Annotated in this window: 16 protein-coding genes and 1 tRNA gene; 2 read left to right on the top strand and 15 right to left on the bottom strand. The window is 57.6% G+C overall.

Translation table 11 applies throughout. The features are described 5' to 3' along the window. Positions 1-113: 113 nt before the first annotated feature. A complete protein-coding gene (locus ACU0FH_RS10325) occupies positions 114-344 on the bottom strand; it encodes a helix-turn-helix domain-containing protein (protein ID WP_446194589.1) in 231 nt (76 codons plus the stop codon). A gap of 280 nt (positions 345-624) precedes the next feature. On the opposite strand from ACU0FH_RS10325, the gene ACU0FH_RS10320 reads away from it, so the two are divergent. Further along, positions 625-960 carry a hypothetical protein gene (locus ACU0FH_RS10320; protein WP_446194521.1) on the top strand — a complete coding sequence of 112 codons (336 nt, stop codon included), beginning with the start codon at positions 625-627 and terminating at the stop codon, positions 958-960. 116 nt (positions 961-1,076) lie between these two features. On the opposite strand, the gene ACU0FH_RS10315 is transcribed toward ACU0FH_RS10320, so the two are convergent. The 7 genes from ACU0FH_RS10315 to ACU0FH_RS10285 form a co-directional block, all read right to left on the bottom strand. Beyond that, positions 1,077-1,997, bottom strand: coding sequence for a reverse transcriptase domain-containing protein (locus ACU0FH_RS10315; protein WP_446194520.1), 921 nt, complete (start codon positions 1,995-1,997; stop codon positions 1,077-1,079). Between the two features lie 84 nt (positions 1,998-2,081). After that, positions 2,082-2,447 (bottom strand): hypothetical protein, encoded by a 366-nt coding sequence (locus ACU0FH_RS10310; RefSeq protein WP_446194519.1) that lies wholly within the window; start codon positions 2,445-2,447, stop codon positions 2,082-2,084. Between the two features lie 563 nt (positions 2,448-3,010). Beyond that, positions 3,011-3,087, bottom strand: a tRNA-Pro gene (locus ACU0FH_RS10305). 56 nt (positions 3,088-3,143) lie between these two features. Next, positions 3,144-4,097: a DMT family transporter gene (locus tag ACU0FH_RS10300; RefSeq protein WP_446194518.1), complete on the bottom strand. Its 954-nt coding sequence runs from the start codon at positions 4,095-4,097 to the stop codon at positions 3,144-3,146. Positions 4,098-4,206: 109 nt separating this feature from the next. Continuing rightward, complete coding sequence (leuB, locus tag ACU0FH_RS10295; protein ID WP_446194517.1) at positions 4,207-5,313, bottom strand: 3-isopropylmalate dehydrogenase; 1,107 nt, start codon at positions 5,311-5,313, stop codon at positions 4,207-4,209. Between the two features lie 95 nt (positions 5,314-5,408). Continuing rightward, positions 5,409-5,807, bottom strand: coding sequence for a hypothetical protein (locus tag ACU0FH_RS10290; RefSeq protein ID WP_446194516.1), 399 nt, complete (start codon positions 5,805-5,807; stop codon positions 5,409-5,411). Between the two features lie 76 nt (positions 5,808-5,883). Continuing rightward, positions 5,884-6,747, bottom strand: a complete 864-nt coding sequence (locus tag ACU0FH_RS10285; RefSeq protein ID WP_446194515.1) for a LysR family transcriptional regulator — start codon at positions 6,745-6,747, stop codon at positions 5,884-5,886. 130 nt (positions 6,748-6,877) lie between these two features. Between ACU0FH_RS10285 and ACU0FH_RS10280 the strand changes: the two genes are divergently transcribed. Beyond that, positions 6,878-7,783 (top strand): epimerase, encoded by a 906-nt coding sequence (locus ACU0FH_RS10280; protein WP_446194514.1) that lies wholly within the window; start codon positions 6,878-6,880, stop codon positions 7,781-7,783. On the opposite strand, the gene ACU0FH_RS10275 is transcribed toward ACU0FH_RS10280, so the two are convergent. The 7 genes from ACU0FH_RS10275 to ACU0FH_RS10245 all read right to left on the bottom strand — a co-directional run bounded on the left by ACU0FH_RS10275 (position 7,736) and on the right by ACU0FH_RS10245 (position 14,959). Then, the gene (locus tag ACU0FH_RS10275; RefSeq protein WP_446194513.1) at positions 7,736-8,818 is read right to left on the bottom strand and encodes an endonuclease/exonuclease/phosphatase family protein; all 1,083 of its coding nucleotides are present in this window, start codon (positions 8,816-8,818) and stop codon (positions 7,736-7,738) included. The genes ACU0FH_RS10280 and ACU0FH_RS10275 overlap by 48 nt on opposite strands. Next, complete coding sequence (locus ACU0FH_RS10270) at positions 8,818-9,651, bottom strand: hypothetical protein (RefSeq protein WP_446194512.1); 834 nt, start codon at positions 9,649-9,651, stop codon at positions 8,818-8,820. Before ACU0FH_RS10270 ends, ACU0FH_RS10275 begins: the two co-directional genes overlap by 1 nt. A gap of 506 nt (positions 9,652-10,157) precedes the next feature. Beyond that, positions 10,158-10,763: a 3-isopropylmalate dehydratase small subunit gene (gene leuD / locus ACU0FH_RS10265; RefSeq protein WP_238371985.1), complete on the bottom strand. Its 606-nt coding sequence runs from the start codon at positions 10,761-10,763 to the stop codon at positions 10,158-10,160. A 184-nt stretch (positions 10,764-10,947) separates the two neighbouring features. Then, complete coding sequence (locus tag ACU0FH_RS10260; protein WP_446194511.1) at positions 10,948-11,784, bottom strand: VWA domain-containing protein; 837 nt, start codon at positions 11,782-11,784, stop codon at positions 10,948-10,950. Positions 11,785-12,098: 314 nt separating this feature from the next. Next, on the bottom strand, positions 12,099-12,629 hold the full coding sequence (locus ACU0FH_RS10255; protein ID WP_446194510.1) for an HdeD family acid-resistance protein: 531 nt from the start codon (positions 12,627-12,629) through the stop codon (positions 12,099-12,101). Positions 12,630-12,666: 37 nt separating this feature from the next. Beyond that, positions 12,667-14,073 (bottom strand): 3-isopropylmalate dehydratase large subunit, encoded by a 1,407-nt coding sequence (gene leuC / locus ACU0FH_RS10250; protein ID WP_238371988.1) that lies wholly within the window; start codon positions 14,071-14,073, stop codon positions 12,667-12,669. 280 nt (positions 14,074-14,353) lie between these two features. Then, positions 14,354-14,959, bottom strand: a complete 606-nt coding sequence (locus ACU0FH_RS10245; protein ID WP_446194509.1) for a VPLPA-CTERM sorting domain-containing protein — start codon at positions 14,957-14,959, stop codon at positions 14,354-14,356. Between the last annotated feature and the right edge of the window lie 29 nt (positions 14,960-14,988).

Here is a 14,988-nt window from a genome sequence, read left to right as displayed (position 1 = left end):
ACACGCGGTGAAGGTTGGAGGACAAAGGAGCATCGACCGGCAAAATCGATATTCCCGACGGCCGCGAAAGTTCCAGCTTTCGTGGCTGTCCTCGTTTATGGGAATGGTCTATGTCATTTTTCATCCTCCTCTTCGTCGTAGCGGTCAGGCCAGAGGGCTTCGGGCGAAGCGCCCAGCTTACCAGCGATAGCCTCTTCCACACGTCGCGATTTGCAGCGACCAAGCGATGCGGTCACCACGGTCGTTGGGGTGATTGCTAATTCACGTGCGATTTTCGAGAACGACGACCCCGAAGCACGCAGTCGCCGTCGAATTTCTCTATGCTGCGTTTGATCAACAACCATACTCACGGATATCGATTCCCCTTGCCCGACAATTATCGATATCTCAGGCGCACTCGTGCGTCAAATTTTAGCCTAATAAAACAGCTAGTTATGCGGCATTCGTTCCTAAACCTCGGAGATTCGAAAGTTATCACAGAATTGAAATTTGGGATGTCCAGAACCGGATGCACCGATGCGCGTTGAGGGGGATGAAATTTGGGTTGAATCTAAGTCTGCTGGCTACTGGTTATCGAAACCCAGGCTCCGGGCCCTATTCGATAGCAAGAAATGGCTCTCGGAAATGCGCCAGGTGCATGACCTCAGCCCGCGCCTCATGATTAAAGCGCTCACGGCTGCCGGTTGCGATTTCGACGCGCGCGTTGCCGAGCAATATCAGGCAGGGGCCTTGGTATCGGAACTAATGCGCAAGCACGGCTTGTCGCACGGACGCGTTCGAAAGGCGCTGGAGGCCCATGGCCTCGATATCCCTTCTGGAAACTACCTACGCAAAGTAACTGACGCAGAGTTCATGGCCGCATTCTCGACGGGCAAGAACGACGTCCAGATCGCCAGGGAGATGAACATTGATCGCGGCACGGTAAGGAAGCGCCGTAAAACGTTAATGGCGGGAGGATGACAGCAGAAAGTAACCAGGGTGGAAAGCACACGGCTGCAGCGCCGGTCTCCAAGGACAAGAAAGCGAGTGGTAGCAGACGGTACACATATTAAGTGACGAGGGCGAACAATGCAGCCTCACGACCCGACGACAAGACCACCGTAGACCTTGGCGACCTCTTTTTCCCAAGCCCGATTGAACCAAGTCATATGCGGCTTCACCTGTTGCCTGATTTCCGGGCTGCCCATCACGTCAGCCGCCTTGTAGGCATACTTCAAAAAATTGCGGCGCTTTCCCAGGTGGGTATAGCGGCTGAGCACCTCACGCTTGAACACTTGGAACGACGGAATTTCTTTGCCTTTTGCCGCGACGAGTTTTGCGTGGACGCCGCGCCGCATTTTATGACGGTACGCATCGAGGGATGATGGTCGAATCAGCACTTTACTGCCATCAAACGTGAACCCAAGATATTGGATCGCCTTCGCGGAAATGAGGCGACCAACTTGGAAGTGGGCGTGGTCAGTTTTGTCGACCGACATAGCGAGTCCAAAATCCGCCAACATCTTCTCTACAATTGATACAACGTGATCAACTTTGCTGCCCAGGGGAAGAACGACGGCAATATCGTCCGAATAACGCCGATAAGACCCGCCGTAGCGCCCAACCCATGCCAACATTTCTCGGTCAAATGTTCGCAGGTAGATGTTGGCGTATAGACCAGAAATTGGCGTCCCTTGCGGGATGCCGAACGTCTGGTCATGCTTCCGAACTAGCCCGCCTTTGCGCCCCCTTACGTGCTGGACAAAATCGGCTGGAGAACAGACCCGACTGTGGCCGTTTCGCTTCTTTCCGAGTACGGTGTCTAAATCCTCGGACTCAACCCACGAATAGCGGGTCACATTTTTCCACACTGTGCCGTGGTGGCCGTTTAGTCGTGTTTCGCCCATCAAACCCGCGACTTCATCTCGCAGCAGCGTGTGGTCCAGGCAATCAAAGAAGCCTGAAATGTCCATTGCGACGACGGTACAATCCTGGCGGCACACAATCTCGTCAAACAACGACTTGGCATGGTGGATGTTTGTGCCGCCTCCCTTCCGATATGCCAGAACAGCGCCAGCGGTCCCGTCTTCTACCAGGGCTCTTTAATAAAGCGGGTTTAGATGTTCCGCATAGGCTTGCAGATAGGCAGCGTCAGCGTGCCCGGCGAACCGGATCGGACGAGGCTTCTCCTTCACTTTTCGAATGAAATTCCCGTCTGCATCCCGAAGCCATTTTCCATCGGCCCCTCTCTGACGGATGTATCGACGAGCGAGGTCCGTGAACCCGAGCATCGGCAAGAAACGGTGCGGCTCGATCTCTTGCGTGAAATCAATCGCCAACTCCCGCTCGCTTTCGGGCAATGGCAGGTCGAAATGCTTATAGCGCCGCTCCTTCGAAAAGCCGGGCAACACAAAATCATCTGTCGATGGATCGAATTCGTTCTCGGTAGGCAGGTAAAACCCGGGCATAGCGACTCCGTTCGTCAAATGCCCGGGCTATTTAACCTTGCTCCCATCAACAGATGCGCAATTGCACCCTCCGGTTCGAGATAACCTTGCGTGGTATAGTATAACCACGATGTGCTTGGAAGGATGCGACATGACCGAGATCAAGCCGACCCGGAACCCGCTGGCGCAGATAGCGCTTGCGGTCCTTAACACTGGTCATCCGGGCCCAATGTCCCGGGGCCCACTTCAGATGGGTACTCACGGAATTTTTACAAGACGACATCGAGATTTTTTCGCGGTTTGTTCTTTTACTTCCTTTGGGTCACTCGGCCCGAGTAAGCAACATCACTGCACCAGCTACTCCTTAGCGGATGAGTGGATTCATCGCATCCGGCAGAAGGTCTCGCATCAGAAACGTTAATTCTAGCCACACCTTGTTTTCATGAAGCGGCGCACCCGCGCGGCGGGTGCGGATAAGGTGTTTACCCTCTAGCGGCGGGCAAACCGAGCCAAGGCGCAGCGGCACCCAAAGGACATTTCGTGACGCGAAAGGGCAAATGCCCTGACTATCGACATTGAGGTTCTGGTCGGAGTGAGAGGATTCGAACCTCCGGCCCCTGCCTCCCGAAGACAGTGCTCTACCAGGCTGAGCTACACTCCGACCGTAGCGCGCGGGTTACAGCGATCCGCGCGCTTTGGCAATAGGGGTCTGCAGATTCAGCGTATCAATCTGAGCGAACGCAATGCGGTACCGACCCCCGGTGAGCCCGAGACACCCGGGCGCGATCTCGACCGCAGGACAGGCGTGTTTTCAGAGGCATCGCTGCTGGCTTCGCGGAAGACGATATAGAGGCCCGAGGCGATGATCAGCGCCACGCCAATGAATGTCGTCTGCCCCGGCCATTCGTCGAAAAACAGCCAGCCGTAGAAGATCGCCCAGAGCATCTGGGAATATTGCATCGGCGCGATGAGGGCCGCCTCGGCACGCTTGTAGGCCTCGATGATCAGAAGCAGCGCGATAAAGGCCAGAACGGCGATACCTGCGTTCATCCCCATGTCGATACCCTCCATCGGGTTATAGACAAAAGGCATGGCCGCCCCCATCACGACAAGGGTCGCAATCCAGGGGTAGATCAGCATGACGACGCTGCGTTCCTCACGGCCAATCTTGCGCACGATGGTCGCCACCAACGCTGCACAGACCGAAGCCAACAGCGCCGCACCATGGCCGAGCGTGAGCGGGGACTGTCCCGGCTGGAGCACGATCACGACGCCGACCAGACCGACGAAGATGGCCAGCCCCCGACGCAGGCGTACCTGCTCTCCAAGGATTGGGATAGCCAGCAGGGTGATCAGGATCGGTGTCGCGAAGAGAATCGCGTAGGTGTCCGCCAATGGCAGCACAGAAAAAGCGTAAAAGCAGGCGCCCGAAGCGATCACCATCGAGATGGCCCGAATGTTCGTCCACCACGGGTGTACGGGTCTGAGCGTACCGGGCGTGCGGTCGCTCATCATCATCACCGTACCCAGCGGAAAGGAATAGAGCATGGTGAAGAACACCACCTGAAAAGGTGAATAGCCGCCGCCAAGAAATTTAATGATCGTATCGTGAAACGCGTAAACAGCGAATGCCATCAACGCGAGCAGAATGCCGCGTGTCTGGGAGGTCAAAGCTCACTCCTGTAGTCCTGTTATTCCTCCCCTGATGCAGGAATCTCAGGCAATCGCGACCGAAAATCAAGTTGGACCGGGCATTTAGCTGCTGCCCGGCCCGATTTGATCAGAGCGTGGCGTCCAAAGCGGCAAGGATCGCGTCGCCCATTTCGCTTGTGCTAACGGGGGTTACGCCTTCTTCGCCCAAAAGATCGGCAGTCCGCTTGCCATCGGCCAGAACCTGTTCGACGGCTTTCTCGAGACGTGTGGCTTCGTCACCCTTGTCGAAGGAATAGCGCAGGGCCATCGCAAAGGAGAGGATGCAGGCAATCGGATTGGCCTTGCCCTGACCGGCGATATCGGGTGCCGAGCCGTGGACCGGTTCGTAAAGCGCCCTGGGCCGGCCGTTTTCCATCGGCGCGCCAAGGCTGGCCGAGGGCAGCATGCCAAGCGAACCGGTCAGCATGGCGGCGAGGTCGGACAGCAGGTCGCCGAACAGGTTGTCGGTAACGATCACGTCGAACTGCTTGGGCCAGCGGGTCAGCTGCATGGCACCGGCATCGGCGTACATGTGCGACAGTTCTACGTCGCTGTATTCGGCCTGATGCACTTCGTTCACCACGTCGCGCCACAGGATACCGGATTCCATCACGTTGGCCTTCTCCATCGAGCAGACCTTGTTGCCGCGCTTGCGGGCCAATTCAAACGCCGAACGTGCGACGCGGGCGATTTCGCTTTCCGTGTAACGCTGGGTGTTGATGCCGACCCGTTCGTTACCTTCCTTAAAAATGCCGCGCGGCTCGCCGAAGTAGACACCGCTGGTCAGCTCGCGCACGATCATGATGTCGAGCCCTGCAACAACGTCTTTCTTCAGAGACGAAAAATCCGCCAGCGCGTCGAAACACTGGGCCGGGCGCAGGTTGGAAAACAGGTCCATTTCCTTGCGCAGGCGCAGCAGGCCACGCTCGGGTTTGACGCTGAAATCGAGGTTGTCGTATTTCGGGCCACCTACCGCCCCAAGCAGCACGGCATCGACTTCCTGCGCCTTGGCCATCGTGTCGTCATGCAGCGGCGTGCCGTGCTTGTCATAGGCACAGCCGCCGACAAGATCTTCGCTCACGTCGAACTTGAGACCGCGCTTGTCGCCGAACCACTCGATGATGCGGCTGACCTCGGCCATGACCTCGGGGCCGATGCCATCGCCGGGCAGGATCAAAAGGGAAGGATTGGACATGTGCGGACTCCTGAAAATGCTTCGCGGTGGGCGTAGCGCGGAGTCCGGGGGGCGTCAATGTGTCGGGACGGCGTATAGGCCCGGAGGGGCCTTATTCAGCCGCTCGCCGTACGTTCGTTACAGGTTTGCCGGGCCTGGTTGATCGACATGAAATTACCGACCGTTTCCACATCGCCCGTCAGGCTGTCGGTTTGGCCCGAGGGGGGCGGTGCAAAGCCGAACTTTACCGATTTTTCGCCAGGCTGCGCAGCGCTGGCCGATGGCCCCTGCCAGACGTATATATTGCTGTTTCTTGGTACATCACCGCTGTTGCGTGCGTATTCGGCCGCGCCGCACCAGTAAATCGCGTCTTCGGAAAAATCGGCAACGACTTCGACCAGCCCGTCGCCATAGGCATAGCTTTCGACACGCGACTGGTTTCCGGCATTGGCGGGAGAAGCTGCAATCGCCACCGCCGCGAATAGTGAGATATTGAAACGTCTTACAGGTGGCATGGCATCCCCCTTTGCTTTTTCGTTCGTAGGGAATACGCGCCCCGCGCCGTTCCGGATCATTCTTTGCGGCGCTGGCTTAGCTGGAGACAGATTGAAGACCCTGCGCGAGAATATCCCAAACGCGACGAATCCGGGGCGTCTGACGCATGGCCTCATGCGCGGCCAGCCAGACTTCGAGTGGCGGGATTTCGATGCCCAGCTGCAGCTCTTCAAGCAAGGGATCGTCCCGCCCCGCCTTTGCCTGACCAAAGCCGATCCCGCAGCCACCGCGCATCAATTGCCAGCAGGCGGCCTGATCGTCGCACCGCACGGCAAAGCTTTCCCGCGTCACCGCATAGCCCATGTCGCGCATCGTCCGCAGGATCAGGTCCGTCGATTCATAACCGATAACGTCGAAATCAAAGAGATCCGAAGCCTTTTCGGGACGCCCGTGCCGGGCGATATAATCCTTGGCGGCAAAGGCACCCAACTCAAGATCAGCAACATGGCGCGTAATAATATCGAGCTGGGTCGGTCGGTACATACGCACGGCAATATCGGCCTCGCGGAACAGCAGGTTCTCGGCCCGGTCCGAAGGTATCAGAACGATATCGACGCTCGGCTCGCGCCTTCGCAGATCCGCGATGATCGAGGGCAGGACGAAATGCGAAGCATAAACGCTTGCGGTGATGCGAACCGTACCCTCCAGCCGTTCAGCATGACCGGCGGCGCTCAGGGTCAGCGCATTCATCGCGTCACGCATCTGCCGCGCCATCGGCATGAGTTCGGCCCCCGCATCCGATAGCCGAAGTCCCCGCGCATGCCTGTCGAAAAGCCGGGTGCCGAGGTCTTCCTCCAATAGCTGTATCTGGCGGCCAAGGGTCGGCTGGCTCCGCCCCAATTCGCGCGCGGCGGCAGACAGCGATCCGGAATCCGCCACCGCCAGAAACGCCTGAATCAAGGACCAGTCCGGAGTTTTGCTATGCGCATCCATTCATTCATGAATACATAATGTACGAATGCCGGCAATATCCATAAATTTATGGCATCCCATATAATGCCTGCAACAGATCAAAACGCAGGAGATTAGGATGAAAAAGACGGTTCTCATACTCGGTGCCAGCGGCCGTTTTGGCCATAATAGCGCCGATGCTTTCGAAAAAGCGGGCTGGAGCGTCCGCCGGTTCGACCGGAAATCGCAGGATCTTACACAGGCGGCCTGGGGCACGCAGTTGATCGTGAACGCTTGGAACCCGCTCTACCCCGACTGGTCGAAAGATGTGCCGCGTCTGACGCGGCAGGTAATAGATGTCGCCCGCAAGACCGGTGCAACCGTGTTGATCCCGGGAAACGTCTATAACTTTGGCGCAGATGCCCCGCCCCCTTGGGGTGAGGAGTCCAGACAGATGGCCAGAAATCCGCTGGGCCGTATCCGGATCGACATGGAACGCGCCTATAGGGACAGCGGTGTGCGCACGATCATCCTAAGAGCGGGCGATTTCATCGACACGCAGCCATCCGGCAACTGGTTCGATCTGGCGCTGATCAAGAAACTGGACAAGGGCATTTTCACCTACCCTGGCAACCCCGACATCCCGCATGCATGGGCCCATCTGCCAGACTTGGCCCGTGTGGCTGTCGGCCTTTCGGAACAGGGCGACCATCTGCCAACCTTTGCCAATGTTCATTTCCCGGGTTACACGCTGACCGGCCATGAGATGCGCCAAGCGCTTGAGCGTGTGACGTGCAGATCGTTGAAAATGCGGCGTTTCTCATATTTGCCGCTGCATCTGGCGCGCCCCTTCTGGCCCCTCGGGGCAAAGCTGCTGGAAATGCGCTATCTCTGGTCGACGCCGCACTGGCTGACAGGCGAACGTTTGCACGAAATCCTGCCCGGTTTCAGGGATACCCCGGTTGAAATCGCGCTGGCATCGGCGATTCCGCCGCATTCAGTCGAGGGTCAGATCGACCCAGACAAGGCGATGGCGGCTGGCTGAGATCACTGCATCATGCTCTGGCGCGTCCTTTCCGGGCCAGAGCACCCCGGCGTCCATCACCGTCCAATCGCGCGAAGGCAGGACATAATCCACCCGCAAACGTCCCGGACCGTCCCAGTCCACAGTGTCCAGCGCATCGGGCCCAGTGTGTCCCTGCCCCCCAGCCGCCGCACCGCCATTGCTTGTCGGCGCCGGATCAACGATCCGTGCATCCGAAAGAAGCGCCCGCATCGCCTCGCGCCGCCCCTCGCTGTCATGGGGATCAAGATTGCTGTCCCCGGCTATGACAAAGCGGGAGTCTGGCACCGGGCCAAAGTCGCCGTCGAGATAGGCCTGCCAAAAGACGATCTCGTCGTGGTTGCGACGCCCATTGCGGTCTTCCGGCCCGTCGAACACCGGCGGGGTTGCCTTGAACGTGAGAAGCGTAAGCGTTTCGCTATTGGGCAGTTCGATGGGAACCGCCCAATGGGCAGTGCTCGACAGCGGCTGTTCGAGATACACCTGCTCAGAGGGGAAGAGGGTGCCATCTTCATTCACCGGCAGAAGGGCGTCGGGCAGATCGCGCCAGAGCGACCCAGAGAAATCTCTGACCTCTTCGATGTGGATGGGAAATCGAGACAATACCGCAATCCCAGACTGCCCGGTAAATGCGCCAAACCCCCATGAATCCTCCGGCTCTCCGAGCCTGCCGTTGCCGTCCAGATCATACCCGCTCGCCCGGCCCGAATTCGGCTGCGCCGCATAGAAGTAGGGATAAGGCGCGCCAGCCTTTTCCAGCTCGGCCATCAATGCCCGCAGCGTCGCGCCTTCAAGGTCCCAGTCGATACTTTGCAGGGCAATGATATCGGCATCACCAAGCGCGATGACCTTGACTACGGCGGCGACCTGCTGGTCCTTGCCAGACGCAATATCGCGCAGCAGCAAACCGGGGCCTCTGCGTTCAAGCTCGGTATTGAAACTGGCGACGCGGATCGTGTCCGCTACCAGTTGTGTCGCACAGAATATGAGAATTGCGGTCAATAACGACCGCAGCATCACGCGGCCTGCATGGACTCGGCGCTGGCATAGACGCGGCGGCGCTTTTCCCGGATCAGGTCCGATATCCGCGAAATCGCAATGCCACGCATGACCATGCTGGCGGGCAGAAACGCCCATGCGCTCAGACACCAGATCACCGTCAACGGGCTGTCGAGCGAAATCGGATCGACGATTTCGGACGCAATCTTGATGAGAGCGGGAAAGATGAAGGGCAAGAGAAAGCCCACAATGATGTTGATACGCCCATCTCGCTGCAGGCGATGCACGACATCGCCGCCGGTGGTCGGGTCGAAAAGCGGCAAGTTGACCCAAACGTTAAAGGCACCACTGCTGATCGGCCATCCTAGCACCCGCACGCTGAACAGGAAGATAAGGACGGAGACAACCGCGGTTGTATAGGTAACACCGGCAGCAATACGGACCGAATTGATGGTCTGCTCAGCTGTTCCCTCGGGCAACAGCAACAGTACAAGGCGCACAGGCGAGAACGGGAAATCGGCAAAGCGCCCTATGAGTCCGCCGATATGGTGTACCAGTCCGGTGATCGCTGTCGGTTCAAACTGGTGTTTGGCGGCCAGCGAGAGCGAGGAAAACATCACGAACAGTGCTATGAACCTGATCCGGTTTACCGGCGGCGCGTCGCGAAATTCGATGAAGCTTGGAAAATCTGTGTTGTATTCTGCGAAGGTAAGCACGCCTGCGAGGATTGCGATCAACACGACCATCTCGCTGGTATCCGACATGTAGCCCGCCAGCAGCAGCGATGGCATCGCCACGACCAAAGCCACCAATGTCCCGCGTGTTACTGCGCCCGCTATGCGTGCAATCACTGTCCGATCCTTTCAACTTGGACAGGTTCGGTGGATTGCCGCCGATTGCCCAACTTGAGTCCACCCGATCCGAGTGGCGCGCCCCATTTTTGCCATATTCGTGCCGCAATTCGCCATGCCGCTCAAGCCGTGCAATCACGAGAGCGAAGATTTGCGGCAAAATCATGAAGAAACTGGTGCGACTTTGCATCAAATCTGTTGCCCACGGGGCAACAGTCGACACGTCACACAAGATCTAGCGGCGTTAAAATTACGCGGCCGAACCGTGGCTTCCTCGTTACGAATAGGCGGTTAAAGTCAGTTAAACGTCCCTTAAATACAAATCCATATATGGCTTAATTGTCACGTCAACACAAACAATAATGCACTCATGGGCTGAAAATAATTCATTTGCTAAACTTATAGTTGGCCACACTTCCCCGAGGTAAACCCCTCTATCCTTGCAACGAAAAAGGGGCCGGAAATGACCGACCCCTTTCAAAAATCTGGATTTTTTAAGGCAGCGATCAGACCCAGGGACGCGCTTGGGCGGCTTTTGCCTCGAAGGCGTCGATTGATGCTTCTTTAGCCATTGTCAGCCCGATATCGTCGAGTCCTTCCATCAGACAGTGCTTTTTGAACGAATCAACTTCGAAGGAAAAGCTTTCGCCATCCGATGTCGTGACGGTCTGGGCTTCGAGATCCACGGTCATCCGTGCGTTCGCGCCCTTCTCCGCGTCCTTCATCAAAACGTCGACCTGCTCTTGTGGCAGCGCGATGGGCAGAATCCCGTTCTTGAAGCAGTTGTTGTAAAAGATGTCGGCAAAGCTTGGCGCGATGACGCAGCGAATGCCAAAATCCTTGATCGCCCAAGGTGCGTGCTCGCGGGAAGAGCCGCAGCCAAAGTTGTCACCAGCGACAAGGATCTCTGCCTCGCGATAGGCGGGCTTGTTCAAGACGAAATCTTCAACCTCGTTGCCCTCACGGTCATAGCGCATTTCGTCGAACAGGTTCACACCCAGCCCGGAACGCTTGATCGTCTTGAGGAACTGTTTCGGAATGATCATGTCCGTGTCGATGTTGACCATCGGCATGGGCGCAGCAATTCCCGTGAGTTTTTCGAATTTATCCATCGTCGGTTTCCTTGAACGGCAAGAGCCCTGGGGGCGACCTTGGCAACGCCTTGCGGCGCGGCCATAAATACAAGGGCGTGATGCCCTATTTTCATGGCGGTTGCAATCTATGGCGGGCGCTCTGGCTGCATAGAAAAAGGCGGCCCCTGTTGGGACCGCCTTGGTTTTCAGTAAGCAGGCTCGGTCAGGAAGCTGTTTTGCGGCGACGCGCTGCAAACAGGGCGCCAAGACCCGCCATGACCAGCCAACCCGAAGCAGGCAGCGGGACCACGTTGGTCGAACCACCGGTTGGGACACCGCCGGTTGTGATCTCCTGAAGCTTGGCAGCCGCGAACTGCGCAAGGAAGGCCGCAGGGTCAGCACCGGCGCCGGTGAAGCTGTTCAGATCGAACAGGGCTTGATTCAGCGAGTCATTCGGACGCGACGCAGGTTCGAACTCAGAAAACAGGTTGGTAATGGTGATGATGTTGTTGAGATAGTTCACGCTATCCAGTTTTTGCCCAAGTGCCGCATAACCGGTACCAAAGCTGTTGGTATAGGAATTTTCATCATCTGCGTCCTCATCGGTGATAAGGACAATCGATTTCACCGTGTTGCTGCGCCAACCGACGGACGTGAACAGCGAACCACCCGGCAGGACCGAATCGACGGCGGAAAGCGCATCTTCAGTACCACCGAACGTTTGCGAAGCCTCGGCTGCCAGTGCATTGCCAAGGGTCGCAACGTTCGAGGTCAGCGCCTGACTGACGTTCAGGCAAGAATTGCCTGCGCCGCAGTTGCCCGTTGGTCCAAGACGCGCCTGTTCATAGGTCACGAGCCCTGCCTGAACGGAAGACACATTCGCATCGCCAGCCAGACCACTGACGAACGTCGAAATATTAGCACCCAGAGTTGAGAATTCGTTGCTCATCGATCCGGACTGGTCGATGACGAATACGATATCGACGTCAACCGGTGCGGCGTCTACCGCTGCTGTCGTTGCCAATGCCACGGCCGAAGCCAGAATAAGGTTTTTAAACATAATAGACCTCTAAATTTTAAAATATGAATATCATTCCCTCCCAGTGTTTCGAAATCAAGGAAAAGGTTAACGAAGGGTGGAAATCGCCATTTCTGTGCCGAGGGGCTGTAAATGTGCACGATAACATGAGCTGCTTCAGGCCAAAACCGCTTACGTTTTGGGCATCACGGCTAAACGCACGACGGGAATCCAGCGAGCTTCGGTGCCACTCGTCCCTCAGTACAAGGCAGAATCAGACAACAAAATTTGCCGGGCTTCACTTGCACGACGGACACGAAAGATGGCCCGGCGGAAAGGCCAGGCCAGCCGTGTTGTCACTTGGTGATCTTGTTCCGGACCGTCTTGAGGAAAAAGGCAAGAACGATCAGACCCGCGCCGTTAAACAACAGTTCGATCCCGAGCAGAATACCAAGCAGGCTTGGCGCAACCTCGGCGAAATTGGCAAAGACGTAACCGGCCAAGAGCACCGAAAGCGCGCCGGAAATGAGCATCGGCCAGAAGAACGCCGTCTGCTTCATCTGGAAGGCCGCGATCAGGCGCATCACGCCGTTTGCGGCAAAGAGGATCAATACCATCAGGGTCAGAGAGATAACGCCCTCGAACGGATTGAACAGCAGCGACAGCCCTAGAAGCACGAGAAGAACGCCCAGCGCGATCCCCGCGAACTTGCCGAAACCGCCGGGTTCACTGAACCCGGCGATAACCTGAAATACGCCCGTTACGGCAAAGAGGATACCCGCGAGGGTTGTGACAGCGAGCGATGCCGCGACCGGATTGGCCAGAACAAAAAGGCCGAAAACAATCGACAAGATCCCTACGATCAACCATTTGGTCCACGTCTTCATCAGGCTTCCCCCTCAATCTAAACGATTCTTTCGAAGCCTACATCATCTCCCGCACGTCTGTCAGCTTTCCCGTGATCGCCGCCGCAGCCGCCATTGCGGGCGACATCAGGTGCGTCCGGCCCTTGTAGCCCTGACGCCCCTCGAAGTTGCGGTTCGAGGTTGCCGCACAGCGTTCGCCGGGGCTCAGCTGGTCGGGGTTCATCGCAAGGCACATGGAACAACCGGCCATGCGCCATTCGAAACCGGCATCCTTGAAGATGTCCGCAAGCCCTTCTTCTTCGGCCTGCGCCCGGACAAGACCGGAACCCGGCACGATCATCGCGCGAAGTCCGTCCTTGATCTTCTTGCCCTTCAGGATCGCAGCAGCGGCGCGAAGGTCTTCGATCCGGCCATTGGTGCACGAACCGATAAAGACCGTATCGATCTCGACGTCCGAAAGCGGCATGCCCGGCTTGAGACCCATGTAGTCGAGCGAACGCTCTACCGCGCCGACCTTGCCGCCTTTGAAATCCGAAGGGTCCGGCACATTGGCGGTGATCGGCAGCACATCCTCGGGCGACGTGCCCCATGTTACGACCGGCGCGATATCCTCGGCCTTGAGTGTGATGACCTTGTCCCAATGCGCGTCGTCATCGGAATAAAGCGTTTTCCACCAGTCCAGCGCGGCCTCCCACTGGGCACCCTTCGGCGCGTGGGGACGGCCCTTGCAATATTCAAAGGTTTTTTCGTCCGGCGCGATCAGACCGGCGCGGGCACCGCCTTCGATCGCCATGTTGCAGACGGTCATGCGGCCTTCCATCGAAAGCTCGCGGATCGCTTCGCCGCAATATTCGATGACATAGCCGGTGCCGCCGGCAGTACCGGTCGCGCCGATCACCGACAGCGTGATGTCCTTGGCGGTCACTCCCGGGCGCAGCTTGCCGGTGATTTCGACCTTCATGTTCTTGGATTTCTTCTGGATTAGCGTCTGTGTGGCCAAAACATGCTCGACCTCGGAGGTGCCGATCCCGTGCGCAAGCGCCCCGAAGGCACCGTGTGTCGCTGTATGGCTGTCACCACAGACGACGGTCATGCCCGGCAGTGTCCAGCCCTGTTCGGGACCGACGATGTGAACGATGCCCTGACGGACATCCGACACCGGGTAGTAGTTCAGACCGAATTCCTTGGCGTTGGTGTCGAGCGCCTCGACCTGAATACGGCTGTCCTCGGTCATGGTCGCGGCATTGGCGCGGTCCAGCGTGGTCGGCACGTTGTGGTCCGGCACGGCAATGGTTTTTTCCGGCGCACGCACTTTGCGGCCCGTCATCCGCAGCCCTTCGAAAGCTTGCGGGCTGGTAACCTCGTGAACGAGGTGACGGTCGATATAGAGCAGGCAGGTGCCGTCGTCGGCCTCATCGGCCAGGTGAGCATCCCAGATCTTGTCGTAGAGTGTCTTGGGGGACATCGGTCCTCTCCCGTATTAAGTAGCTGTCAGCGAATGGAGTTCGGGCGCGGATGGCTTATAGGCGCGCGAGAATGGTGTTATAGGCGCGCGAGAATGGTGCGGGTTGCCCCGAAAAAGCGCCACGGCAGGCGGGCGCGGTCATCCATGTCGAATACGCGTGTCATTCTGGGCAGATACTACTTAGCCCCGAGTCCCGCAAGAGGCAGCATACCAGCGATGCCTCACGAAAAAGGGCACCCGATCAGGCGCCCTCATCAAAGTCGATCCGAGTTGGACAGTATCAGCCGCGACGACGACGCAGCGCCATGACACCAAGGCCCGACAGAAGCAGAAGACCGCCCGCCGGCAGCGGCACGGGGGCAACTTCCGAATAGCCAAAGCTTACTTCGGCCGAAACCGGCGTCGCGCTGTCCTTCAGGCCCAGGCGGTAAGTACCGGCAGCCAAATTGGCGAACAGCACATCACCCGGCTTGGATGCGTTGGTCGCATTCCCACCCGACGCGCCGGTTTGGGCGATCAGGTTGCATTTGCCTGCGATCTCGGCGACGGCAGTAAAGCAAAAGTCGGTGTCCAACGAGAAACGCTGAAGCGCGGCGCCGCCCATTCCATCAATCAGGTCAAGCGTAATACCGGTGACATCGTCATTGCGCGCCAAGCCTGTGTAATCCAGCAGGGAAAGCGAAAAAGCGGTGTCGCTTTTGAAATCCACGCTCAGGTTTACCGGCGTGCTATCCCAGGAAAAGGTCGCTGTGGAGGCGCTCGTAAATTTGATGTTGGCATCCGTCGCGCCGTAGTTCTCTTTGGACACACTAACGATGGAGGCACTCGATTGAGTTGCAATCCCGCCGATCAATGCGATGGCGCCCAGAATTGTCTTGAAGTTCATATTTACCCCTATTGAGCTTGAATTGGCTC

It is taken from the genome of Heliomarina sp. (genome assembly GCF_052826185.1).
Note: the sequence above shows the minus strand (reverse complement) of the source record. Positions and strands in the feature narration are given on the sequence as shown.

Coding starts and splice junctions, on each gene's coding strand:
- ACU0FH_RS10325 (WP_446194589.1), bottom strand. CDS start 344: ATGGTTGTTGATCAAACGCAGCATAGAGAAATTCGACGGCGACTGCGT.
- ACU0FH_RS10320 (WP_446194521.1), top strand. CDS start 625: ATGCGCCAGGTGCATGACCTCAGCCCGCGCCTCATGATTAAAGCGCTC.
- ACU0FH_RS10290 (WP_446194516.1), bottom strand. CDS start 5,807: ATGCCACCTGTAAGACGTTTCAATATCTCACTATTCGCGGCGGTGGCG.
- ACU0FH_RS10260 (WP_446194511.1), bottom strand. CDS start 11,784: ATGTTTAAAAACCTTATTCTGGCTTCGGCCGTGGCATTGGCAACGACA.
- leuD (WP_238371985.1), bottom strand. CDS start 10,763: ATGGATAAATTCGAAAAACTCACGGGAATTGCTGCGCCCATGCCGATG.
- leuC (WP_238371988.1), bottom strand. CDS start 14,073: ATGTCCCCCAAGACACTCTACGACAAGATCTGGGATGCTCACCTGGCC.
- ACU0FH_RS10245 (WP_446194509.1), bottom strand. CDS start 14,959: ATGAACTTCAAGACAATTCTGGGCGCCATCGCATTGATCGGCGGGATT.
- ACU0FH_RS10255 (WP_446194510.1), bottom strand. CDS start 12,629: ATGAAGACGTGGACCAAATGGTTGATCGTAGGGATCTTGTCGATTGTT.
- leuB (WP_446194517.1), bottom strand. CDS start 5,313: ATGTCCAATCCTTCCCTTTTGATCCTGCCCGGCGATGGCATCGGCCCC.
- ACU0FH_RS10280 (WP_446194514.1), top strand. CDS start 6,878: ATGAAAAAGACGGTTCTCATACTCGGTGCCAGCGGCCGTTTTGGCCAT.
- ACU0FH_RS10310 (WP_446194519.1), bottom strand. CDS start 2,447: ATGCCCGGGTTTTACCTGCCTACCGAGAACGAATTCGATCCATCGACA.
- ACU0FH_RS10275 (WP_446194513.1), bottom strand. CDS start 8,818: ATGCTGCGGTCGTTATTGACCGCAATTCTCATATTCTGTGCGACACAA.